Origin of the sequence: Mucilaginibacter pedocola (assembly GCF_002013915.1) — a bacterium.
Lineage (GTDB): Bacteria > Bacteroidota > Bacteroidia > Sphingobacteriales > Sphingobacteriaceae > Mucilaginibacter > Mucilaginibacter pedocola.
In genome coordinates this window covers 321,110-344,206 of the sequence record NZ_MBTF01000023.1, presented here as the reverse complement: position 1 = coordinate 344,206, position 23,097 = coordinate 321,110, and the positions used below count along the sequence as shown (strand labels likewise).

The following is a 23,097-nucleotide window of genomic DNA, read 5'->3' as shown; positions in this document are numbered from 1 at the left end:
TCAATTAAAATGTTTTCTGAGCTGCAGAATGGCCATCCTTAACCTTGTTTTTATGGTGCCCAACGGAACGCCAAGTTCTTCGGCGGCTTCCACATGGGTATAACCTTTAAAATACACCAGATCAAGAATCGACTTTTGATCGGGCTTTAGGGTAGACACTAACTCCTTTATTCCGAGCAGCTCAGGTTTGTAAACTGTATTCCTTTGTTCGTCAATGAAAGTTACGTTATTTTCGAGCTCATGGTTTTTGGCCTGATTCTTAAAATCTTTCGAACGTACTTTATCAATGGCCAAGTTGCGGGCAATATTCACCATCCAGGTAAATAACCGCCCTTTTTCTGAACTATAGCCCGAAAAAGAATTCCAAATTTTTACAAAAGTTTCCTGCAAAACATCTTCGGCAGCCGTAGTATCAGGGATGATACGGGAGATAACACCGAACAAAGAAGCCGAGTACATATCGTACAAAGCTTCTACCGCAATTTTCTCACGGTTACGCAATGCCGATACCAGCTCGTCTTCGGTTAGGGATATTTTTCGTTTTTTGCTCAATCGGCAGGAAATATAGAAAGGAAAACCTACATTTCAAATAAATGTTTTTCAGCATGATAAGAAGAGCGCACCAGCGGGCCACTTTCTACATACCTAAATCCTTTCTTTAAACCCCACTCTTTGTAAGCAGCAAATTGGTCGGGGTGTATCCAGTCGATAACCGGGTGGTGGTTACGGGTTGGTTGCAGGTACTGGCCAAGCGTTAAGATGTGCACACCGGCCTCCAGCAGGTCGTCCATTGCCTCTAATACATCAGCCTCGGTTTCGCCCAAGCCAAGCATTATGCCCGATTTGGTACGCAGCCCCGCTGCTGATACATGGCGCAAAGCATCTAAACTACGGTCATATTTTGCCTGTATGCGTACTTCGCGGGTTAAGCGGCGAACGGTTTCCAGATTATGCGATACAACCTCAGGACGGGTTTCCAGCACGCGGGCCAGGTTATCCCAGTTGCCACGGAAATCGGGCAGCAGAGTTTCTAAAGTAGTCTCCGGGCTTTCGCGGCGGATGGCATTGATGGTTTCTGCCCAAATAATAGAGCCACCATCTTTCAGGTCATCACGGTCGACCGAAGTTATTACGCAATGCTTTACCTGCATCAGTTTCACCGAGTTGGCTACACGGTTGGGCTCGTCGGTATCAACAGCCAGCGGGCGGCCGGTGGCTACTGCGCAAAACGAGCAGCTGCGGGTACAAATGTTACCCAATATCATAAAAGTTGCCGTGCCGGCACCCCAGCACTCGCCCATGTTAGGGCAGTTACCGCTCTCGCAAATGGTGTGAAGCTTATGCGTATCAACCAAACCGCGTACATGGGCATATTCTTTCCCTACCGGGAGCCTAACCCTAAGCCAGTCTGGCTTACGTTGCGGTTGGTTTGCGGGCACTACAGGCAATTCTATCATGGTACAAAAGTAGTTAAAAGCCCCCTAACCCCCTAAAGGGGGAACAAAATATTGCAGATTCTTGATTTATTTAGAGAAAGTCGAGAAGTCCGAAAGACCGGAAGTCCGAAAGCACAGGGATAAGAAGCACGCAAATACTAAAAAAGCCCCCAAGAAAACTTAGGAGCTTAAAATATTTTATCGAGCGGCATCCGTCTTTCTGACTTCCGGACTTTTCTAACTTTCGGACTATCCCACCACACTCACTGCCTCATCAACCGAGATAGCGCCGTGCGATTGGTCTAACACGCATTCGCCGTCTTTTATCAGCAGCAACTGCGGCGACTCGTGGTGCACCTGGAAATCCTCTGCAATTTTATTAGACAGGTCACGGTGTTTTATCAGGTCTAAAAAATATAGGGGCATATCGGCAGGCAGGCCTTCCCAATCTAGTTCGAAACGCCTTTTGGCCATCATGCTGATGCTGCAGCGGGTGCTGTGCTTAAATATCAGGCTATAGCCTTCTTGTTGTTTTATAGTATCTATCTGCGCGGCAGTGTCCAACTGTATCCATTCCATAGCACAAAAGTAGTTTTATAAACTGTGTTTAAAGTAAATACAATGTAAAACTGCTTAAAGTTTTGGGGCGGGGATGTTGTTATGTTTTTTAACCGCAAAGAGCGCGGAGAAAAAACGCAAAGGGACGCAAAGCTTGTTGCCCCCTTATTTTATATCACGCAACAGAGCTAAGCCGCAAAGAAAAATATTAAGGCACTAATCATGCATTTACCTATTTATCCACTAAGTATGCTTTGCGCTTCTTTGCGTTAAAGTTCATGCAAATCCTTTGCGTGCTTTGCGGTTAAATAACCGACGCAGAAGAGGTTATTAGCGACGGTTAGGGTACGAGCCGTATGCAGGGCAAAGCTTGTTTGAGCACGAAGAAACGCTGATGCCCAATGCCAAAGCTACTAATGCTATGTAAACTATTTTTTTCATTTTGCGGATTATAATTAACTCGGATTTATACGTTTTTACCCCTTTAAAGTTTCAGCCAGTTTTGCCATTTTAATGGCGGTTACGGCAGCCTCGTCGCCTTTATTACCATGTTTGCCGCCAGCCCTGTCTAAGGCCTGCTGCTGGTTATCGGTTGTTAGTACACCAAATATAACAGGTTTAGCGTATTTTATAGCAACATTCGACACTCCGTTTGCAACTGCATCGCAAATAAAATCAAAATGCCGGGTTTCGCCCTGTATTACACAACCTAAGGTTATAACAGCATCGAATTTACCGGTTTGCAAAAGCAAGTCGGCACCGCTGGTTAGCTCAAAGCTTCCGGGTACCGGGTAGCTGTAAATATTTTCTTCTTTAGCGCCGTATTTTATCAGGCTATTGTAAGCACCCTTGTAAAGCGCGTTGGTAATTTCGGCATTCCACTCGGCCACAACTATACCAAAGGTAAATGCTTCTGCCGATGGTATTTCGGTAGCGGTAGAAAAATCAGAAAGGTTTTTTAGGGCTGAAGCCATGTGTTAGTTATAATAAGTTGTAAAGGTTGGAAAAAGTTGGAGAAGTTAAAAGCGGGTATATATCTAATTCTAAAAAATGAGAAAGGGTTGAAAAAGAAGTAACGTTTCGCAACTATTACAACCTTTTCAACCCTTCCAACTTTTAATAACGTCCTTACTATTTTGCTTCTGCGCGGGCAATGTAAGCATCAATGCTTTGTGCCTCGGCGCTTGTAGGGAAATCGGTTTTTATTTTCTTGTAGCTTTCAGCAGCTGCTTTAAAATCGTTTTTCGCTTCGTAAACCAAGCCTAATTTCTTCAGGTAAACCGGCGATAAAAACTGGTTGTTAGCTTTATCAATAGCTTTTTTGAAATAGGTTTCGGCTTTGTCGTAATCTTTCAACTCTACATAAGCATCACCGGTGTTACCGTAAGCTTCTGCAGCAACCATAACGTCTTCGCCACGGTAGTTGCTAAAGTTATCAATAGCTTTGCGGTATTCGCCTTTGTTTAGGTAAGCAACACCCAGGTAAAAAGTAGCCAGGTTTGCAGTTTTAGTATTGCTGTAGTCGGCAACAATTTTCTCCAGGCCAGGGTAGCTATCAGCACCTTTAATGGCTTTATCCCACTCTTTGTTCGACCAAAATTGCTGTGCCATATAAATTTGGCTTGCTGCTTTTTCTTCGCGGCCGCCCAGGTACAATTTAACGTAGGCTATGTATATAACCACCATTAACACAATTGCGGCGGCAATAAATAATAAGCTCTTTTGGTTCTCCTGAACAAAGCTACCGCTCTTTACAGTTTCGGTGTTATCCGGCGTAGCTTTTGTTTTCAACTCGGTTGCTGACATTTGTATGTTTAAAATTAAGTTTGCAAAAATACGGTTTTCAAGTTCTCTCACAAATAAAAATTTACCGTTGATTGACTTGACCATGAAGGAAATAAATATCATTAATTTAACCGCAAAGGGCGCAAAGTACCTGCCAATAGGCGAGCACAAAGCACACAAAGCTTTGCATATCTATTATTAAGTTTTAAGAGGCAGCACCAGGCAATTAAAAAAAGCTGCCATCTATCCCATCTCTCTTTCCTGCAAACAACTATCGCGTAATTGTAAAATGAAGGGAATACCGATTTTGCCATATTTTACTAACTTGCACTTCAAACCAATATTGAATAGATGAAAAACTTCTCGATAATTGCTGCCATACTATTGCCTGTAGCAGCTTTTGCACAAAAACCCAAGCCCATGCCCAAAACATACGACCTTGTGGTAGGCACATACACCAGCGGCACCAGCAAGGGTATATCTGTTTTCCGTTTTTATGCCGAGAGCGGCCGAGTAGCTTACCTTAGCCAGATAGATGGCGTAAGCAACCCATCGTACCTAACGGTATCTGCCGATAACAAATTTGTTTATGCCACTAACGAGAACGATGAGGGCGAAATAAGCGCTTTCAACTTCGACCCTAAGATGGGTACCCTGAAGTTCATCAATAAACAATCGACCTTGGGTGGTTCGCCATGCTATGTATCAGTTGATAAAGCCAACAAGAGCCTTTTTGTAGCCAACTATAGCGGGGGCAACATTGCAGTACTTCCGCTGAACGAAGATGGCTCTATTGCCCCCGCAGCACAAACCATTCGCGATGATGGCCCCTTAGGCCCAAACAAAGAGCGCCAGGAAAAGCCCCACGTACATACCGCCATCCTGAGCCCCGATGAGAAATATGTTTTATATACCGATTTGGGTACCGATAAAATAAACATCACCCGCTACAAAGGCGGTAAAGATAGCCCGTTGCGCGGCGTTAAGCCTCCGTTTAAAGCGGTTGCACCCGGCGGCGGGCCGCGCCATTTAGAGTTTTCGGCAGATAAAAAACATTTGTATGTGATACAGGAGATGGGCAGTGCCGTTACTATGTACGATTATAACGATGGCAAGCTTACTGAGAAACAAACCGTAACGCTTTTAAAGGATGGCTTTACCGGCGCTACCGGCGCGGCCGATATCCACATATCGCCAAACGGCTTGTTCTTATACGCCAGTAACCGCGGCGATGCTAATGATATTTCGGTATTCTCGGTTAACCAGGAAACAGGCGAACTTACTTTTGTTGACCGCCGATCTACCAACGGTAAAGGCCCCCGCAACTTTGTGATTGACCCAACCGGCACTTTTCTGCTGGTAGCCAACCAAAACAGTGATGTAATTTACGTTTATCGCCTCGATAAAACCACCGGTAAAATGCTGGGCATTGTAGGCAAGGTTGATATAGGCAACCCTGTGTGCTTGAAATTTGCTTCAGCGCAATAAATTAAGTCTGAAGCCTTAAGTCGGAGGTCTTAAGTCAGGAGTAGACACCATAGTAAAAAGAAGAAGTCCGTGAGCGAACGCTCCCGGACTTCTTCTTTTATAAGACTTTTCGTTATGCTAAGTTCGAGACTTCCGACTCAAAACTCTCTGCTTAAGACTTAACAAAAGTATAAATAATATAACCTGTACCGCTACCTACAGCTATGGGCGACATCAATGTCATACCTGTGCCGCTGATGCTGCCTATGTTTAGGCGGTAACCCTCTTGCACGTTTTTAGCTTTATCGCCCTCGTACAGTTTTTTAAACTGGAATTGCGTACCGGTGCTGCCACCGTTATAAACCGACCAAAAGATGGTTTGCGATTGGCCGTTGCTCAGGGTGTAAATACCGTTACCGCTGTTGGTGAATTTCCAGGTACTGCCAATAAAATCTCTGGGGGCGGCTTGGTCAAACACGTTTTGAACGGCGTTTTCTACCAACCCATCGTAACTAACATTGGTAAGCTGCCAGGTGCCTACAAATTTACCGCGAGATACACTTGCTGCCGATGTTTCGGTAGAAGGTGAAGAGCTTGTGTTTTTTGAGGACGAGCAAGCGGTAAAAGCAAGGCTAAGGGCCAATAGGGCGACTGTTGTGTGAAATATCTTTTTCATGGTGATGTTTGTATTTAAATTACAGCAACGATAACACAAATCCTGCCAAAAGGTTAGTGTTATAATTTATTATAGTTTGAGTTAAAATAGCCGAAAAGGTTTAGCGGGAATTGCAAAACACAGCCAACATAGTTATAGGCGGGACCTAACGGAGCCCCAAATAACGCGTTTTATTTTGCTACAAACACGGTACCCCGCCGGGGTGGTAAACCGATGCTGAAAGTTAATTTAAAGAAGAGGGGTTAGTAGAGCTTACGCCCCCTGTTTGCTCTTATCTATCACCTCTTGGTAGTAGTTCTCGTACTGAGGCAGTATGTTGCTTAGCTCGAAGGTTTTGGCATGTGCGAGGGCATTCTCTTTAAATTGCTCCAGGCGGGCATCATCCTCTAAAATATAAATGGCGCGTTCTGCCATACCGGCTACATCACCTACATCGCGCAGGAAGCCTGTTACGCCTTCCACGTTAAGTTCGGGCAAGCCGCCGGCGTTGCTGCTTATCACAGGTACTTTGCAGGCCATTGCTTCCAACGCGGCCAAGCCAAAGCTTTCAGATACGGATGGCATCAAGAACAGGTCGGCAACAGAAAGTATTTCTTCAATAGCATCCTGTTTGCCCAAAAAGCGCACGTTTTCGGCAATGCCCAGATCGCGGCTCAATTTTTCGCAGAGCGAGCGTTCGCCGCCATCGCCAACCATTAATAGTTTGGCAGGTATTTTTTTCACTACTTCGGCAAATATCTTCACCACATCTTCGGTACGCTTTACTTTACGGAAGTTAGAGGTATGCACCAGTATACGTTCGCCGTTGGGCGCTATAGCTTTTTTAAAGTGGTCCTTTGGTTTCAGGCTAAAGCGTGTAAGATCTATAAAGTTGGTAATAACTTTGATGTCCTTCTCAATTTTGAAATACTTGTAAGTATCGTCGCGCAGGTGTGCCGATACAGCCGTTACCCCGTCCGACTTATTAATGGAGAAGGTTACAACGGGTTTGAAGGTCCTGTCCTGCCCTACCAGCGTGATATCGGTACCATGCAGCGTGGTGATGAACGGAATGTTGATGCCGTAGGTAAGCAATATCTGCTGTGCCATAAAAGCAGCAGAGGCATGCGGTATGGCGTAGTGCACGTGCAATACATCCAGCTTCTCAAAACGCACCACATCTACCAAACGGCTGGCCAATGCCAACTCATAGGGCGGATAATCGAATAACGGGTAGTTAGATACCGATACTTCGTGGTAAAAAAGGTTCTCCGAAAAGAAATCGAGCCGGGCAGGCTGGTTGTAAGTAACAAAATGCACCTGGTGCCCGCGCGCTGCAAGGGCTTTGCCCAATTCTGTAGCTACAACTCCGCTACCGCCAAAAGTAGGGTAACAAACAATGCCGATCTTCATATAATGCTGATACGATTTAAGCCGTTACAACCATTACCGAGCCAAATATGCGTAGGGAGAATACGTGGTGTTGATATAGCTGTTATAAAGCATGCAAGTTTAACAGCAATTTATTACAAATGTGTTAGGCTTTTGTAAAAGTTTGGATGGGAGAATAAGTCGGAAGTCTGATGTCAGAAAGTCCGGAAAGACGAAGGAAATAGGGAAGCTAAAGTTCATGTCATACCGAACTTGTTTCAGTACCCCATCATATAAGCCACATCGCTAAGCCGCTTTGCGCTACCGCTACCTTTCCGCGTGGGGTACCGATATGCATCGGCATGATGTTGTGTTAGCAAAACAGGTTAGCCATACCACCACCAATGAACAAATGAACCGGTGAACAAATGAACTAAGCCACCCCAGCGACCCAGTTAAGGATAGAAGCATCCAGTATGCCATTGATCGCGCTAAGGGCCGATTTGCTTTTGGATGTTTTTTCGAGGTCTTCCTGGTAAAAAAAGTGGTTTACGCCCAATACTTTCAGCAGGCCGTCTACACGGGTATGCTCTTTATTTTTGTAGCAGCAGATCTTAATGTTGCGGTAATAACTGTTTGATTGCAGGCGGCGCAAAATTTTCTCCATATCATCGGCCATGTGCTCGTAATCGAACAAGATAACATCGGGCTTTACTTCATGAATTGATGGAAAAATTGCAGACTGCACAGACACCTGGCGCACAGCATTATAGCCTGCAACCAGCTCAGAAGGGAACGCTTTAGGGGCAACCAAAAGCACTTTCTTAGAACGCGAACGAATCATGCTCAAACTTATTTTGGGGTACGTAAAGTTAAAATGTACTTTTTACATTACCAAAGGTTTTTAGCTATAAAAATCACATTTATTTAACTAAAAATGATTGCGTTTATCTCAAAAAAACAGCCCCAAAAAAAGCCGGGCCTAAATATTAAGCCCGGCTTATAAATATATCCTAAAACGTTATTTTATTTCGAATACGGCGTTGATGGTAAAGCTCAGCTTTATTTTGCGCACATCAATGTCACTTTCGGGTGCAACATCGGCCATGGCAGCCTTAGACATGTACATTACATTACGTGGCGAAGGGAAGCTGCTGTTATCGTTCTCTACGATATTAATGGCGCTGCCCAGTTTATCGCCAAGGCCGGCCACTAAAAATGCGGCCTTATCGCGTGCGGCCAAAAGGGCTTTTAGCTTCAGGTCGTTTTTCAGCGAGTTGAGTTTTGAATAATCGTAGCTATCGATGTTGGTTGCCTGTATGCCCTTTGCATCCAGTTTGCTGATGATCTGGTTAAATTTGTTCAGATCGCGGAATTTGATGCCATAGCTTTTGCTCGCCAAAAAGTCGGGATTCTTCTTTTTCTCGGTAGCGTAGTTCCATGACGAGAGGCCGTTCACCGTGAAGTCTTCCTTAGCTATGCCGGCTTCGGCAACTGCTTTTTCCAATTGTTTCTCCAGGTCGGTTATGGTGGTTTTCTTTTTACCGTCCAAGTATTCTTTCAGGGTAATGGTTACGTTGATAATATCGGGGGTAACTTCTTGTTCGGCCACGCCGGTAACTTCTATTTTGCGGCGCAGGTCTACCGATTGCGCTTGCGATGCTGTAAATGCCGATACGGCGATAAGGGCTGTTAATATTAACTTTTTCATGTTGTGCTGTGTAATTATTATTTGTTATGTAGATAGGTTTACGCGGCCAAGGTTTAAAATGTAACAAGCATAATGCATTGGCCCTTGGCCATTGGTATAACCCAAACCCAAGCGCCGGGTTTTAAGTTTTTCAGAAGCATCTGCAGAAAACACTCTGCTACAAGCTACAACACGCCGGCGAAGAAAAATATCGGGCACAAAAAAGCCCCCTTACGGAGGCTGAATATTTTTCTATTTTTTCACACTTTAAGCATAGCGGCTGTTATAACCGTTAGGGTTGGTGTTGCGTTCGGGCCGTGGTGCATAGTAGGGTTTGGTATTGGGTACCTCCTGCGTGGCGTTGGTTTTACGTATTTCTGATCGGCGGTTACGCATTAAACGTTTGCGGCGCCTCTTCAGCACGTAGCGCGAGCCCCAATGGTCAAAAGTGCCTGTTAGGGCCAGTATTCCGCCTATTATAAAGGCGGCTATCATGATGATGATGAATATATGAAGCGAATCGGCAAGTAAGTCTTTCATAGTTAAAATTTCTTTCAGTTAGTGCAGGTAAGGCAATAGCCGTGCCCGTTTTGGCGCAAATTCGATCAAAAACTATTGTTTTGTTTGTAGATGATGGTAAGAACAAGCTTTTTTGCTGATAGCAAGATAGGTAAAATGTTAATCTCTACCTAATAAGTAGTGTATAGTTAACGCTACAAAAGCCAAAAGTGGCTGAAAATCAGCGCTAAAGATTTTATTCTTTGGTTAATAAATTTTCCATTGACGGAATTTTAAATTAATCAAAGGTTACGAATTTATTAATAAGACCGTTAAGTTCCGCGACAGTCAATCAATTAACCTCCGCCCTCCAACCTCTAATTAACTAACCTCAAAACCTCCGCAAGTATCGTTTATCTACCAGTTCGCCGTAAGGGATATTGGCTGGCTGGCCGGGCGTAAACCATGGGCTGCCATTTTGAATCACCTGAATATTTTGGGCAGGCATAAAACTCTGAGCCAGCAGGAAGATCTTTTTGTGGGCAACATTTTCCGCAACGCCAACCACAATAAAGCAATGCCCCGGCGAGCCGCCTTTTATGAATACATCCCCGGCTTGCAGGCTATTGGCATCGGTAACGGGCTTTAATTCTTTCTCGAGCGAGAGCGTACCGGCATAGCTGAATACCAGCGTGAGGTAGCGCATAAAATTTTCGTAACTATAGTCCTTTTTCCCTTTGAGCACCCACCTCCCGTTGCTGTAGCGGTAGCCGTTGGCATAGTGCACAAAATCGCATTTAAAGCCGCTGGTGAAGTTAAAGCTGATGGCTTTGTAGTCCTGCTTTTGGTAGAGGTATTCGGCGCTAAGGCGCATTACGGCATCGGCACATTGCTGTAGGTCCTGCTTGCCAATGCTCATGTCGACTACGGCGGCGGTGTATTGGTCTGTTGCGGCTATACTGCCTTTGTAGGTTTTGGTATGTGTGCCGACCGGCAACAGCGGCAGGTTTTGCAAATAAGCACCAAAACTACCCGGCGCTGCCGAAACAAGTTTATATCCATCCGGCGCTTTAAAACGCGTAGACACTTTATCTGCCGGAGTAAAACCCAGGCATGTTATTAAGGCAAGGGCGACAAGGTGTTTCATTTAGATAAGGCGGTTTTGAGTTGTGTAAAGCTATTGAAGGGCACGGGGATATTATCAACCAGTTTAAAAGTAGAGAAATGCAGGTGCGTTGGCGAGCGTTTTTTGTAGGCGTTCAACCCTGTGCGGCCTACTTCGGCTATTTTTTGCCCTTGTTTAACATAAGCTCCCGGCTGCACAAATATGGCGCGGTTGTGGGCATAGTATGAAAAGAAGCCCTGCTGCTTGCCCGATGCCGGATGGTATATCCAAATGTACCGTCCGCCGCGCATATCGCTGGCGGCATCCCATTCGTTGGTGCAGGCTATCACAATACCATCGGTTATGGCCAGTACGTTTACGGGCTGGCGGGTTTTATCGTCGATACAGTCCTGGTTATTATCGCTGATGAAAATATCATGCGCCGGGTGTGCACCGTGTTTATTCCCATCCATATAATTAAAGCCCTTATCAAAATAGCCATTACCATTGGTACCGCCGGCAGCACGATAGTTATAGCCTTGCAGCGGGAATACCCATTGTGTATTGGGTGTGGCAGAGGAATGGGAGGTATAGTCGGCATTTACCTGTTTAACGAACCAGGCTATAGTTTTTTGTGCTTCTGCTTTTTTAATATGGCCTTTCAATACCTCATTATTAAAGGTGTTGAAGTTTTTGTACATGCCGGTATCGGCTTGGGCGAAAGCGGTTGCTGAAAATAAAGTGAGGGTTACAGCGAGGAAGGTGTATTTCATAGTGGTGATCAAAGTTAGGACGAAACCGGGGATTGGCGTAAGGCTGTGGTTCTTTTATAATACTTTATATTTAACTAAAAACATCCGCTCGCTCATTCGCCGCGAGGGGCTTGTTACTTTTTGAGGCACCAAAAAGTAACCAAAAAGTGCTTTCAGCAGAAATGCCTCTTGCCGCACGGGCTTTTCCGCTGCAAACCGGACAGAACCACGGGCTGGGAAAATTTGCCCCTTGCTTCGCCGCTCCTGCCCTTCGCTTCAGCAAACATTCCCTATGCCCATCCCGCCCACCAGTCCAATACGTTCTGCCCGCTTTCGCCCAAAGCTTCCCTGCTGACGTTCTAAAAAATGTCCCTGAAACTAAATACCAAGTATCGGAGAATCCACAAATCAAGCGAACGGCGAAGCCCTCTTGAGTGCCTATGAGAAACAATTAACCTACGAAAAATCATGGTTCCCCCCACACCCTCTCCTCTTCCCGTATCCTTACCACCAACATTACCGCATTCAACAAACTAAACACTATGGCGGTTGCATAAAGATGGAACACCAGCGGGATGACTACGATCTCGCAGATAACGATGAAATAATTAGGGTGCTTGAACCATTTGTAAGGCCCTTTTTTGATGAACGCCGAATTGGGGATGCGCAGTATTTTGGTGTTCCAATATTTCCCGAGCGAGCCAATGGTCCATATTTTTAGGCTGATGAGCAGCAGAAAAACGATGAGCATAGCGAAGCTAAATTCGCCGCCGAGAGCAAAGTATTCCGCTATCATACTAATGATGAAAAGCGTGTGCAGCGCTACTATAAATGGGTAATGCGCCTCGCCAAATTCTGCAGCCCCTTGTTGGCGTGCCCAAGCCTCGTTGCGTTTGGCAATCACCAGTTCCAGCAGGCGCTGGGCTATTACAAAGGCTATAAAAAGTATAAAATACATCGGCTTAGTTTTTCATATCTAATAAAACCATTTCGCTGCTGAAGCCGGGACCCATGGCCAGCATCAACCCGTAGCCATCCCGATACCCTTCTTCTAAAAACTTCTCCAACACATACAACACAGTGGCGCTGCTCATGTTGCCGTTATCTTTCATCACTTGCCGGGTGTTTTGCAAAGCATCATCTGTCAGTTGCAGCGAATCCATATAAGCATCCAGCACTTTTTTACCCCCGGGATGGAAGATGAAGTTTCTAATATCGCTCAGCTGCAGGTTATGCGCCGACAAGAACGCATCGATATCCGACCCTATATTTTGGCGAATGAACGTTGGGATATCCTTAGAGAAAAGCACCTTAAAGCCATCATCGTTAAAATCCCAACCCATAATATCCAACGAATCGTAATATAACTTGCTGCTATTGGCTACTATTTTAATTCCCGTTTTTGGTTGATGGTTATCGCCTTTTATAATAACTGCGGCAATGCCGTCGCTAAACAAACTGCTGCCTATAAAATTGCTTTTGCTGTAATCTGTTTTAATGAGGGTGAGCGAGCAAAGCTCCACGGCAACCAGTACCACCACCGCATTAGGGTTGGCCGTTGCCAGTGCGTTAGCTTTCGCCACGCCTGCAACCCCGCCACCGCAGCCCAATCCCCAAACGGGCAGGCGGTTAATGTGGGGATTTAGCCGCATTTTATTGATAATGAGTGCATCTATACTTGGCGTTGCCAGCCCCGTGGTGGATACAAATACCAGGTCGGTAATATCCCCTTTCGCAAGGCCTGCCTTCTCCAGCGCATCTTCAATTGCCCTGACAGAATATTGCAGGGCATTTTCAATATAATCTTTATTGCGTTGCTCAAAAGTGTTCGGCTCGGCATAGTAGCTGATAGGCTTACAAAAGTTACGGGTATCAATTTCTGTATTGTCAAACGCAGGCATCAGGCGTTCGGCCCCGGCAAAATGTTCGGCAAATAACGCATGTGCTTGGGCCTTTACATCCTGTTGATGTATTTTATAAGGGAGTTTTATAGCTGATACAGAAGCAACAGATGGCATGCGTATGGGGTTTGATATAGTAATAACAACGCGGCTTAAATTGTTTCGGGGCGGCGAATCCCCTCTACAGTAATACTTACGGATGAAGTGTTACACCGGTTTAAAGGGTACGGGGAGGTTGGAGAATTGGTTGCTTGAAGTGTCGTTTAGCTCATGCCGATGGCCTGTACATCATCTTCAGTCCAGATGGACACTTCTAAAATCCTCTTTTTGTAAGCGGAATGCGCCTGACGAGAATTTCCTTCTTCTTGTTTAGCCAAAAGTTGGTCCATTAAGGTATCGACCTCCTTCTTTGAGGCATTATCTAAAAGGCTATATTTTAAAAGGATGTTATCCATACGCTTAAAACAAATTTAAGCAATTTGTTTACAAAACGGGATTATCCTACTCCACTTTTATATCATACTTTGCCAATAGTCCCGGTAAGCCATGCAATGAGAAATGTGCCTTCTTAACGATGTTATCATCCGGGTCTATAGAGAAATTGTACGACGAGCGCAGGTCGGCACCTTTTAATATAGTGCGGCTGAAGAATGCGCGATGCAGGTTGCAATTAATGAATTTGGCTTCGGTAAGGTCGGCCTCGGTGAGGTCGGTTTCTATCATCGAGCAATCAGCGAAGCGGCCTTTCTTGTTCTTCTTTTTGTAGAAGACAGCATTATCCAAAATACAGCCTTCAAAATTCACTTCGAACAAAAAATCGCGGGCTTTGCCAAAATTTACGCCGCTGAGTTTGCAATGTTTAAAGGTAACATTCTGAAAGCCGGTGCTGCCAACGCTTATCAACAACAGGTTACAATCTTCAAACGCGCAATCAATAAACACCAACCCGTCAAGGTTAGCATTCGCGAAGTTGCAAGCCACAAACTTACAATGTTCGTAGGTTTGTGCGGATGTAAGTTCGGCAGCGGAAAGTTTGGTAAATGTTTGGTCTTCCTGTAAGAGTTGCATGGCAGCAAAGGTAAGTACGAAGCTAAACAAGCATCGTGTTAATCGTTGAATCCCGGGGCCGGATTAAAGTTTTCCCTCCCGTAAGAGTTGCAGGGCGACAAAGATTAGCACGAAGCCAAAACACGCGTCGTGTAAATCGCTAAATCCTTAGATCGTGTTAAAGTTTCCCGGCCAGGCTATCCACCAATTGCCCTACATTTTCCCAGCTATGTATCTCTTTAGCGGTAAAACGTATCTTAAATTTCTTTTCGATAGCAACCACCAACTGGATGTGGTTCAGCGAATCCCAATCCTCCACATCTTTTGCAATAGTGGTATCGGTTAGGTTGATGTCGTCGTTATCAAGCGTATCGCGAAAAACTTCGTTTAACTGTGCTATAATTTGTTGTCTTTCCACGGGTGTTTATTTTTTATGGATGAAACTCTTTTTGTTTTGGTATTCGGCAAGGTCCAGCAGCCAAAAGCCGTCGTTGGGCTCAAAGCCCAGTTTGCTGTAATGCTCGGCCACCATGCCATTTTTTACGGTGGCAATATACTCGCCTTTTAAATATTTGTAGCCTTTTTCCTGCGCAAAATTGGCAAGGGTATTCAAGGTGAAGTTTTCCATACCGCGTTTCAGCACACGGCAGCTCATCAGCCAGGTATCAATAAACAGGGTATCCGCGCTTTGCTGCTTTAATATAATAACGCATATCAGGCCGTTGTTCCCGAATTTATCCTCCAGCGTGAACGAAAAGGTAAAATACTCCGGCGATGCGGCAAGTGCTTCCAGGTCTGCCTCGGTATACCTTACTGTGCGAAGGTTGAACTGGTTGCTGCGTTGCGATAGTTGCGCCACACGTGGCGTATTGAATTTGGTGAAAGGCTCCACCACGCTCACCATATCCAGGTTCTGCAGAAAATCGTCCTCGTTGGCAAATTTCTCGAACAGCGTTGCACGCTGCGCTTCTACCTGGTATTGCTTGGTACGGGCAGCATCATCCTCGGTGAAAGATACCGTTTCGAATAGGTTGAGCGTGTACAGGTATTCCAAATACTCGGCCGGATCCTCAGGCAGTTCGGGCACGGTAAGTTGCGGAATGCCCTCGCGCACCATATTACGCTCAAAGGGGTTATCATCCAGGAAAACCATCGAATCGAACCCGATATTGAGGATGCCCTGTATCTTGCGGATATTATCTACTTTGTTTTCCCAATTGGCCACAAACACGGCAATGTCATCCATCTTCAGCACCATGTCGGGGTGCTTCTCGAAGGGTTCCATGGCAATGCTTTCGGTATTCTTGCTGCACACGGCTACAATAATGCCGCGGTTCTTCAGTTTTTTTACCCAATACTGAAACTCGGAGAATGCTTTGCCGATGCCTAAAGCGCCTATCTGGATATTCTCCAAGCCATCATCGCCAATAATGCCTCCCCAGGTGGTATTATCCAGATCGAGTATAACGCATTTGTTGAACCTGCCCTGTAAAGCTGCGATAATATGAAGCGTTTTGTAAGCAACCTCCGGCAGCACCTCAATGCTCAGCACCATTTCGGAATTGATGTATACCGATGGCTGAAACATTACGGACTTACCAACCGCGTTTTGTACCGACGAAATATCGCAGATGTGAAAGTTGGGCACCTCAGCCGCAAACTCCATCAACAAAACGTTCAGCTTGCGCAACTGGAATAAAAACGATAATGCGGTTTTATTAGCAAAGTTGCCGAACACGTTATCGTCTATTTCGGTGTAGTTGTAATAAATAACCTTTGCCTTAGGGTTTACCGATGCAAGGGTATCGTACAGGGCTTTAACGCCGTTCAGTTCCTCCGCGGCAAAGTTGGCGGCATTTCCTTTAAACTTATTGTATTTGCCCAGCAGCTTATGTGCCGATTGAAAGATGACTATGATTTCCGCACCGTACTCGTGCAACTCCGAAGATGGATCGAACACCTGGCGCTCTACCTGGTTAAAATCGGCTTCCCATAGTTGCAAGTTATAGCCGAACTCGTAGCCTGCGCCTTGTATGGCCTTGGCCAAAAACTGGGTGGCAGTATCGCCCAGCAGGGCAACTTTTATGGCCTTTAATGCCGATGCATCTTTTTTGAGGTTGCGTTTAAGGGCGGCAAAATCCTTCATGCTGCAATAATACGCTTTATTTGTTATTGAGGTATTGCTTCAACTTGCCCCCTATTATGCTGCTGTATAGCGCCGAACCCTGGCGGTTAAGGTGCAGGGCATCAAAGTAATAGGCCGGGTTATTAAAGGTGCTATCGGTAAGGTAGTTCCAAACGGGCACATTGTTTTTTTCGCAAAGCTGCATTACGTATTGCACGTTGCGGTTAGCGGCGGGGTTAATATTCTGGTAAATGGGCGAATACACTACCACCAGCGGCACATTTTTAGCCTTGCACAGCTCCACAAACTTTTTGTAATAACCGGCGGCGGTAGTATCAACAGCATCGCGTACGGTATAATCTTCTTTTGGCTTTTTCCAGCTGCCATATTTGGCAATGTAGCCGTTTTGCGAATCGTCTTTTTTATAACGTTCCAGCGGAAGAAGTTCCACCAGTTCGTTCAGCACCAGCGAATTGTAGGGGTACATTTTCGATAGCAGCTTATACTTCTCATACTCGCCACGCAATTGAATGATGGGCTGCAGCTCGGGGTGCGAATCGTAAAAGGGCAGCAGCACGTTCAAGCGGTCGCGGTCTTCGTTAAAGCGGAATTGGAAGAACTCGTTCGCGCGTGTGTCCAGCACTACCAGTTTGGGTGTATAGCGTCTCAGAGCACTTTCCAGCAGGGCGTAATGGTAGTAAATATAACTCAGGTCACGACCGGCATTATACACCGAAAGCTTGAGGCTATCGCAGATGATCTTGGCATCGTAATGGTAAACCGCTTTTGAGGAGCCAAATATCAGCACATCACTTTTTACCGAATTGATAACGTAATTGGTGCGGTAATCGGCACCGCTTTTTTTGGTGAAGTAGAAATGCTTTAATACAGCACCTATGCCCCAATCGAGCAGAAACATGCATACTATCAGTATGGCAAATCGTTTCAGGATGAGTTTGTGATCTGCCGCCATATTAAAATTTAAAGTAGATAAACTGCCCGCCGTCGAACACGCCGATAAGCACAATGGTTACCAAAATAAAGCAATAGGTAGCCATACGCACCGCGGCCGACTTATGGTGAAAGAAATAACTTTTGCCATGGTTAAGATGTGCGCTAACATCGTGCGCCAGCAAAATACCTATCCCCGCCAGCGAGTATAGTATCACCCCCAGGTTATTATCGAATACAAAAAAGCTGCCCTTAAAAGCGAACAAACCTTTGTAAACGGTAATGGCATCGTGCCAGGTTTGCGCCCTAAAAAATACCCAGGTAAGGCACACGTAGGTGAACACAATAAGCATGCTCAAACCATTATATAAGGTGGTTGGCATGGCTTTAGATAATTTCTTGCGGAATTTCTTGGTCAGGAACTCATAGCTCACCGCCACACCGTGTAGCAGGCCGTACATGATATACGTCCACCCGGCACCATGCCAAAGCCCGCTTAGCCCGAAGGTTATCATCAGCGCGAATATTACGGCTACCTTACCCCAATCGCGGTTAGCCACCATAATGGGGGTAAACAAATAATCGTTAAACCAGGTGTTGAGCGATATATGCCAGCGGCGCCAGTATTCGGTAACGCTGGTAGCGAAGAAAGGCGTGTTAAAGTTGGTCATGAGTTTGTAGCCCATGATGCGCGCCGTGCCGAGAGCGATATTAGAGTAACCTGCAAAGTCGGCATATATCTGAAAGGCGAAGAACAGTATGGCTACCAGCAGCATCGACGAGCTGTACGCGCCCGGGTTTTGGTACACGGCCGATACGAATATCGAGAGCCTATCAGCCACCACCAGCTTTTGGAAAAAACCCCACAATATCATCTTGAAACCTGCAGAGAAGTTTTCATAAGTGAGCGGGTGTTTCTCGTAAAACTGGTGCAACAGGTTCTGCGGCCGCTCTATTGGACCTGCTACCAGCTGCGGGTAAAACATTACGTAAAGCGAGTAAATACCGAAATGCCTTTCTGCCGCCTGGTTGCCCCGATATACCTCAATGGTATAACTCATGGCCTGGAAAGTGTGGAAACTAAGCCCGACAGGCAATACGATAGATAAATAAGGTATAGCGTTACGCAAACCTATCTCGCTCATCAGCAAGGTAAGGTTCTCGTTTAAAAAGTTGAAGTATTTAAAAAAGGCAAGCACCCCAATATTGGCCACCAGCGATATGGTGAGGTAAAGCTTCCGCTCGCGCCCTTCGGATTTTTCGATAAGTATCCCAGCAAAATAATCTACTATAATGGTGAAAACCAATATCAGGATGTAGATGGGGATAAAAGTCATGTAGAAATAGCAGCTGGCTATCAGCAGCAATACCCAACGGAATTTATGCGGAAGAATAAAGTACAGCGGTGTAACAATAAGGAAGAAAGCAACAAAATGCAGCGAATTAAACAGCATGATAAACCGAAATGTTATGACCGGGGGCTTGGGCAAACGAAGATAGGAAAAAAATTGGAGAATGGGTATTTGGAGAGTGGTTGATTAAGTGGGTGGTGAGTAGTTTAGAGCTGCCCCCTTATTGATTACCCGCTGCCCGGCAACCACTACTCACTTAATCAACCACTCACTATTCACTAAAATCCCCTATTTTAGGCGCAGCAAGCATGGAAAGAAATACCGATACCTTATATATAGTCAGGTTTGTGGCGGCGCTGGTGGTTATATTGTTTCACTACAGCCCGCCGGGCGTGGGGGAACATATTGGCTTCATCATCAAAAACGGCGGCGAGGCGGTAAACCTTTTCTTTTTTATTTCGGGTTTTGTGCTTACTGTTTCCAACAGTAGATTCTTTACGAGCGGCCAGGCCACTTTCCCGCTTAAAACATTCTATATTAAACGTGTGGCACGTATTTACCCCCTGTACCTGCTGGCCATTTTTTTGCTGCTATTCTTCCACTTCGTAATTAAACGGATAGATACCGCTACGGTATTAATGCGCATGCCTTTCGAGATGGCGGGCATACAGCGTTGGCTTTATGCAGGCTCGTTCAACTACCCGGGCTGGTCGGTTTCCTGCGAGGTGTTTTTCTACCTGCTGTTCCCCCTACTGGCTTATTACCTGCGCCGCAATGCGCGTGGTTTTGGCATATTGGTGTGGGTTTATTTTATAGTATCGCTGCTGATAACCCAACAATTGGCTGGGCTGCTCAAATCGCCATTGACGGGTATCGCTTCTAAAATAGTTGGCGGGATATACCTTAACCCCATTTTGTTGATCAGCGTATTTATGTTCGGTATGCTGGCGGGCCAATACTTCCTGAAAAGCGACAGGCCATTTTTTAAAACAAAGGCATTAAATATTGTGGCCTTCCTGGCATCATCGGCTATTATTTTAGCCGCTAAATATTACCTACCGCATGGCTCATGGCTTTTAAAAGGCGGCGTACTGGCGCCTGCCTACTTTATATTCATTATGGCCATTACAGGTTTCAGCAAGGCCGAAACTAAAGTATTCAGTAGCAAGCCATTCCTATTTTTGGGCGAAGCCAGTTACGCCATGTATATTTTGCAGTACCCGGTTTATGTTTTTTATACGCGTTATATTATTGAGGTAAAAACCGCACCCGCATTGGCAGGCCTTGTGCTGGCAATAATTGTTTTGGCGAGCCTGGCTCATTTACTGGTGGAGAAACCCGTTAGGGATGCGATAGTGGCAAGGTATAAACGGCCTGATTTGGTGAAGGAAAGAGAATAGCTCTTGGTGAGTTAAAAACGTAAGGCAATGACGGCGAGATAATGGCAGGTTATTGCCGTACGCATCAGAGAATCCTCAAATCAGGAAAATCATGGTTCATACACTTTGCACACCGTACAAGTCCCCTCCTCGCACCCATCGCATTTCGCTACGCCGCTCGTTCGGGACGGCATAGTGGTAATTTGCGCTATTATTTTCATCTGCACATTTGAAATCTGAAATCTGCACATTTTTACACACCTGCGCATTATCCTTAACATTTATCGTTAGGTTAACATTATGGATACATGGTAACATTTCATTTGCGGTCAACTTTAAACAATAATTCCGCACGTGATGAAAAAACCTGTACTGGCCCTGCTTGCCCTTGGCGCCCTAAGCTTTAATGCTTGCAAGAAATCCGAAAAAGTGGTTGTTGACCAACCCATTGTATATCCCGATATGGCCGAGGCCAGCGATCCTGCGCTGCTGATGACCACCGCCGCGGGCGTAAAAGTTTATAACGGCGGCTTCGGCTCGGCCGTTGCTGCTGACCCAACCGACCCGGCCGTGTTTTACCTGCTTACCGACCGCGGGCCCAACGTTGCCGGTACTGTGGCCAACTCCATCATCATTGGTAAACCCGATTTTACACCCGCCATTGGCAAATTCAGGCTGAAGGATGGCAAACTGGTGCTGGAATCTACCATCAACCTAAAAAATGCCGCCGGCGCTAACCTTAACGGCTTACCAAACCCAGCGGGCGCAGGTGCTACCGGCGAAATACCCTACGACCTGAGCGGTGCCACCATTGCGCCAAGCGCCGATGGCCTCGACTCGGAAGGCCTTGTACGCGCCGCTGATGGTTCGTTTTGGGTGAGCGACGAATATGGCCCACATATTGTGCACTTTGATGCTACAGGTAAAACCATAGAGCGTATCAACCCTTTCGGAACCGGTACCGGCAATCGTACGCTGCCATTGGTATTTGCAAAACGCCGCCCCAACCGCGGTATGGAAGGCCTAACCATTACGCCCGATGGCAAAACATTGGTAGGCATAATGCAGTCGCCTATGTATAACCCGGTTAAAGCTTCGGCTACTGGCTCTGTGGTATTGCGTATACTTACTTTTGATATTGCCAGCGGTGCTACCAAACAATACATTTACTTGATGGACGATGCAAGCCTTACAGGCTGCAGCGAGATACTTGCCGTTAGTGCAACCCAGTTTCTTACCATCGAGCGCGATGGCCTGTATGGCGGCGCGCCAACCACACCAGCCACTTTCAAAAAAATATTCAAGATAGATATTAGCGGCGCTACCGATGTATCTGACCCGGCCAACAGTGCTACCGGCAAACTATTTGGTGGTAAAACCCCTGAAGAACTGGCTAATGCAGCCGGTATTTCGGGCGCAGGCATTGTCCCGGTTACAAAAACATTGGTGCTTGATTTGTTAAAAGACCTGCCAACTGTTTACCCGCACGATAAAGCCGAAGGTATTGCCCTGCAGCCTGGCAACATACTGGTAATATCTAACGACGACGATTTTGGCGTTGTTGATAATGGTGCCAGCAGCTTCGCACAAAAACTATTGCCATCAAGCGGAACAGTAGACCATAACCGCTTATACTTCAAAAAAATAACGCTGTAATAAAAATGGCAAGTAGCGGATTAGCAAGGCAGTTGCACATACCTGCTTAACCGCTACGCCGCCATTGCGTTAAATAACACGAGCCGCCCTTAAAAAGAGCGGCTCGTGTTATTTAAATAAATTACCGCTTTGCATTGTGCCTTTGCATATCGTACAAGTTCCCTCCTCGCCCCCTCCACACATCCCTACGCTGCTCTTTCGGGATGACATAGTTTATAAACTTTCATCTGCACATCTGAAATTTGCACATCTACACATCCGTTGCACATCTGCACATAAAAAAAGCCACCCCGGTTAGGGATGGCTTTTTAATGTGCTCCGTAATTTTTTAAGGAATTACTAATATTAATTTGCTGCCATTAAATATGGCACGCTGTTTGGCTTTAAAAGATAGCCGTAATAGTTGCTGTAGCCGTATTTGCGCGGCTTGGTAATAATCTCTTTCATGGCAATTAGTTTGTACACATAACTGCCGGTTTCGCGATTAAGGTTCATGCGGAAATAGTTGTCCTCATTTTGCCTGTTTATAGCGCGCGAAAGTTTAATGCTTCCGTTGTTGTAAGCTGCGGCGGCAAGCGTCCAGCTGTTAAATTCGCCGTACAATTCTTTAATGTACTTGCAGGCCGCAATGGTTGATTTGCGCAGGTTAAGGCGTTCATCTACAGCCTTGTTAACCTTTAGCCCATAAGTGCGTGCGGTGCCCGGCATAAACTGCCATACGCCGCGTGCGCCTTTTGGCGAGGTACCTTCTTTAAGCCCGCTCTCTACCAAAGGCACAAACTTAAAATCTTCGGGGATGCCGTAAGCTTTAAGTATTGGTTCGATGATAGGGAAAAGCTTGTCGGCCTTGCTGTGCAGGATGTTCGACTGTACGTTTTTAAACCTGTTCTTTGAGATAGATTTTTTAAGTTTAAGATTCACCCGTTTGTCGTTTACGGGGATCGCTTCGTTTGCAAAACTAAAGCCGGCTTCGGCCTCTTCTTCGGCCACTTTGTAAAATACCAGCGATGAAGCAGCATAGGCATTTGTTTTTGGCGAAGTTTTTGCAGGATTTGCCGGTGTTGTACCGAAGATGTCAAGCCTGGAAATGATTGCCAGCACCACCATTACGGAGCACGTAATTAAGTGTTTTTTACCCATTTCTAAATTACTCGTTAATTAAACATTTGGTATGATGTGCGGCAAAGGTACGCTATATAAATCACATTGTCAACCATTTAGCCACGGATTAGTGTGCCGACCGATTTCCGAAGCGGTTCAAAATCGGCGTTTAAACCACTTTAAACAACGTTTTTAAGGCCTTGCGGTTTTTTATTTTTTTGGCTTAAAATCTCGCAAATTTTCGTAATTTTGACCCTCTCACGCTGCG

General features: G+C 45.7%; 24 protein-coding genes. 3 read left to right on the top strand and 21 right to left on the bottom strand.

All coding sequences use genetic code 11. The features are described from left to right. From BC343_RS19120 to BC343_RS19100, 5 genes are all read right to left on the bottom strand, one after another. Positions 1–552, bottom strand: a complete 552-nt coding sequence (locus BC343_RS19120; RefSeq protein WP_078349403.1) for an RNA polymerase sigma factor — start codon at positions 550–552, stop codon at positions 1–3. Between the two features lie 26 nt (positions 553–578). Then, positions 579–1,457, bottom strand: a complete 879-nt coding sequence (gene lipA / locus BC343_RS19115; RefSeq protein WP_078349402.1) for a lipoyl synthase — start codon at positions 1,455–1,457, stop codon at positions 579–581. 228 nt (positions 1,458–1,685) lie between these two features. Beyond that, positions 1,686–2,015: a bacillithiol system redox-active protein YtxJ gene (gene ytxJ / locus BC343_RS19110; RefSeq protein ID WP_078349401.1), complete on the bottom strand. Its 330-nt coding sequence runs from the start codon at positions 2,013–2,015 to the stop codon at positions 1,686–1,688. Between the two features lie 455 nt (positions 2,016–2,470). Beyond that, a complete protein-coding gene (gene ribH / locus BC343_RS19105) occupies positions 2,471–2,968 on the bottom strand; it encodes a 6,7-dimethyl-8-ribityllumazine synthase (protein ID WP_078349400.1) in 498 nt (165 codons plus the stop codon). Between the two features lie 157 nt (positions 2,969–3,125). Next, the gene (locus BC343_RS19100; protein WP_078349628.1) at positions 3,126–3,800 is read right to left on the bottom strand and encodes a tetratricopeptide repeat protein; all 675 of its coding nucleotides are present in this window, start codon (positions 3,798–3,800) and stop codon (positions 3,126–3,128) included. A gap of 330 nt (positions 3,801–4,130) precedes the next feature. Between BC343_RS19100 and BC343_RS19095 the strand changes: the two genes are divergently transcribed. Beyond that, positions 4,131–5,267: a lactonase family protein gene (locus BC343_RS19095; protein ID WP_078349399.1), complete on the top strand. Its 1,137-nt coding sequence runs from the start codon at positions 4,131–4,133 to the stop codon at positions 5,265–5,267. A gap of 151 nt (positions 5,268–5,418) precedes the next feature. Here the strand turns inward: BC343_RS19095 and BC343_RS19090 are convergent, their stop codons facing one another. From BC343_RS19090 to BC343_RS19015, 15 genes are all read right to left on the bottom strand, one after another. After that, positions 5,419–5,922: a hypothetical protein gene (locus tag BC343_RS19090; RefSeq protein WP_078349398.1), complete on the bottom strand. Its 504-nt coding sequence runs from the start codon at positions 5,920–5,922 to the stop codon at positions 5,419–5,421. A gap of 252 nt (positions 5,923–6,174) precedes the next feature. Further along, entirely contained in the window at positions 6,175–7,314 is a 1,140-nt protein-coding gene (gene bshA, locus BC343_RS19085) for an N-acetyl-alpha-D-glucosaminyl L-malate synthase BshA (RefSeq protein WP_078349397.1), read from the bottom strand. 391 nt (positions 7,315–7,705) lie between these two features. Next, positions 7,706–8,116, bottom strand: coding sequence for a hypothetical protein (locus tag BC343_RS19080; RefSeq protein WP_078349396.1), 411 nt, complete (start codon positions 8,114–8,116; stop codon positions 7,706–7,708). Positions 8,117–8,293: 177 nt separating this feature from the next. Next, positions 8,294–8,983, bottom strand: coding sequence for an SIMPL domain-containing protein (locus BC343_RS19075; RefSeq protein ID WP_078349395.1), 690 nt, complete (start codon positions 8,981–8,983; stop codon positions 8,294–8,296). Between the two features lie 246 nt (positions 8,984–9,229). Further along, positions 9,230–9,502, bottom strand: a complete 273-nt coding sequence (locus BC343_RS19070) for a hypothetical protein (protein ID WP_078349394.1) — start codon at positions 9,500–9,502, stop codon at positions 9,230–9,232. 349 nt (positions 9,503–9,851) lie between these two features. Further along, positions 9,852–10,607 carry a DUF4846 domain-containing protein gene (locus BC343_RS19065; protein WP_078349393.1) on the bottom strand — a complete coding sequence of 252 codons (756 nt, stop codon included), beginning with the start codon at positions 10,605–10,607 and terminating at the stop codon, positions 9,852–9,854. Beyond that, on the bottom strand, positions 10,604–11,338 hold the full coding sequence (locus BC343_RS19060) for a M23 family metallopeptidase (protein WP_078349392.1): 735 nt from the start codon (positions 11,336–11,338) through the stop codon (positions 10,604–10,606). The genes BC343_RS19065 and BC343_RS19060 overlap by 4 nt, the downstream gene beginning before the upstream one ends. Before the next feature lie 445 nt (positions 11,339–11,783). Next, a complete protein-coding gene (locus BC343_RS19050) occupies positions 11,784–12,275 on the bottom strand; it encodes an isoprenylcysteine carboxyl methyltransferase family protein (protein ID WP_078349390.1) in 492 nt (163 codons plus the stop codon). Positions 12,276–12,279: 4 nt separating this feature from the next. Then, on the bottom strand, positions 12,280–13,335 hold the full coding sequence (locus BC343_RS19045) for a type III polyketide synthase (protein WP_078349389.1): 1,056 nt from the start codon (positions 13,333–13,335) through the stop codon (positions 12,280–12,282). Positions 13,336–13,481: 146 nt separating this feature from the next. Further along, positions 13,482–13,673: a hypothetical protein gene (locus BC343_RS19040; protein ID WP_078349388.1), complete on the bottom strand. Its 192-nt coding sequence runs from the start codon at positions 13,671–13,673 to the stop codon at positions 13,482–13,484. A gap of 46 nt (positions 13,674–13,719) precedes the next feature. Further along, the gene (locus BC343_RS19035; protein WP_143822266.1) at positions 13,720–14,286 is read right to left on the bottom strand and encodes a pentapeptide repeat-containing protein; all 567 of its coding nucleotides are present in this window, start codon (positions 14,284–14,286) and stop codon (positions 13,720–13,722) included. 157 nt (positions 14,287–14,443) lie between these two features. Beyond that, entirely contained in the window at positions 14,444–14,683 is a 240-nt protein-coding gene (locus BC343_RS19030) for an acyl carrier protein (RefSeq protein WP_078349386.1), read from the bottom strand. Positions 14,684–14,689: 6 nt separating this feature from the next. Further along, positions 14,690–16,411, bottom strand: a complete 1,722-nt coding sequence (locus tag BC343_RS19025; protein WP_078349385.1) for an HAD-IIIC family phosphatase — start codon at positions 16,409–16,411, stop codon at positions 14,690–14,692. A 16-nt stretch (positions 16,412–16,427) separates the two neighbouring features. Next, entirely contained in the window at positions 16,428–17,363 is a 936-nt protein-coding gene (locus BC343_RS19020) for an SGNH/GDSL hydrolase family protein (RefSeq protein ID WP_078349384.1), read from the bottom strand. Position 17,364: 1 nt separating this feature from the next. After that, positions 17,365–18,795: an MBOAT family O-acyltransferase gene (locus BC343_RS19015; protein WP_078349383.1), complete on the bottom strand. Its 1,431-nt coding sequence runs from the start codon at positions 18,793–18,795 to the stop codon at positions 17,365–17,367. 206 nt (positions 18,796–19,001) lie between these two features. Between BC343_RS19015 and BC343_RS19010 the strand changes: the two genes are divergently transcribed. Then, on the top strand, positions 19,002–20,093 hold the full coding sequence (locus BC343_RS19010; protein WP_078349382.1) for an acyltransferase family protein: 1,092 nt from the start codon (positions 19,002–19,004) through the stop codon (positions 20,091–20,093). 336 nt (positions 20,094–20,429) lie between these two features. Next, positions 20,430–21,728: an esterase-like activity of phytase family protein gene (locus tag BC343_RS19005; protein ID WP_078349381.1), complete on the top strand. Its 1,299-nt coding sequence runs from the start codon at positions 20,430–20,432 to the stop codon at positions 21,726–21,728. Positions 21,729–22,073: 345 nt separating this feature from the next. Here the strand turns inward: BC343_RS19005 and BC343_RS19000 are convergent, their stop codons facing one another. Beyond that, positions 22,074–22,868, bottom strand: coding sequence for a lytic transglycosylase domain-containing protein (locus BC343_RS19000; protein WP_078349380.1), 795 nt, complete (start codon positions 22,866–22,868; stop codon positions 22,074–22,076). Between the last annotated feature and the right edge of the window lie 229 nt (positions 22,869–23,097).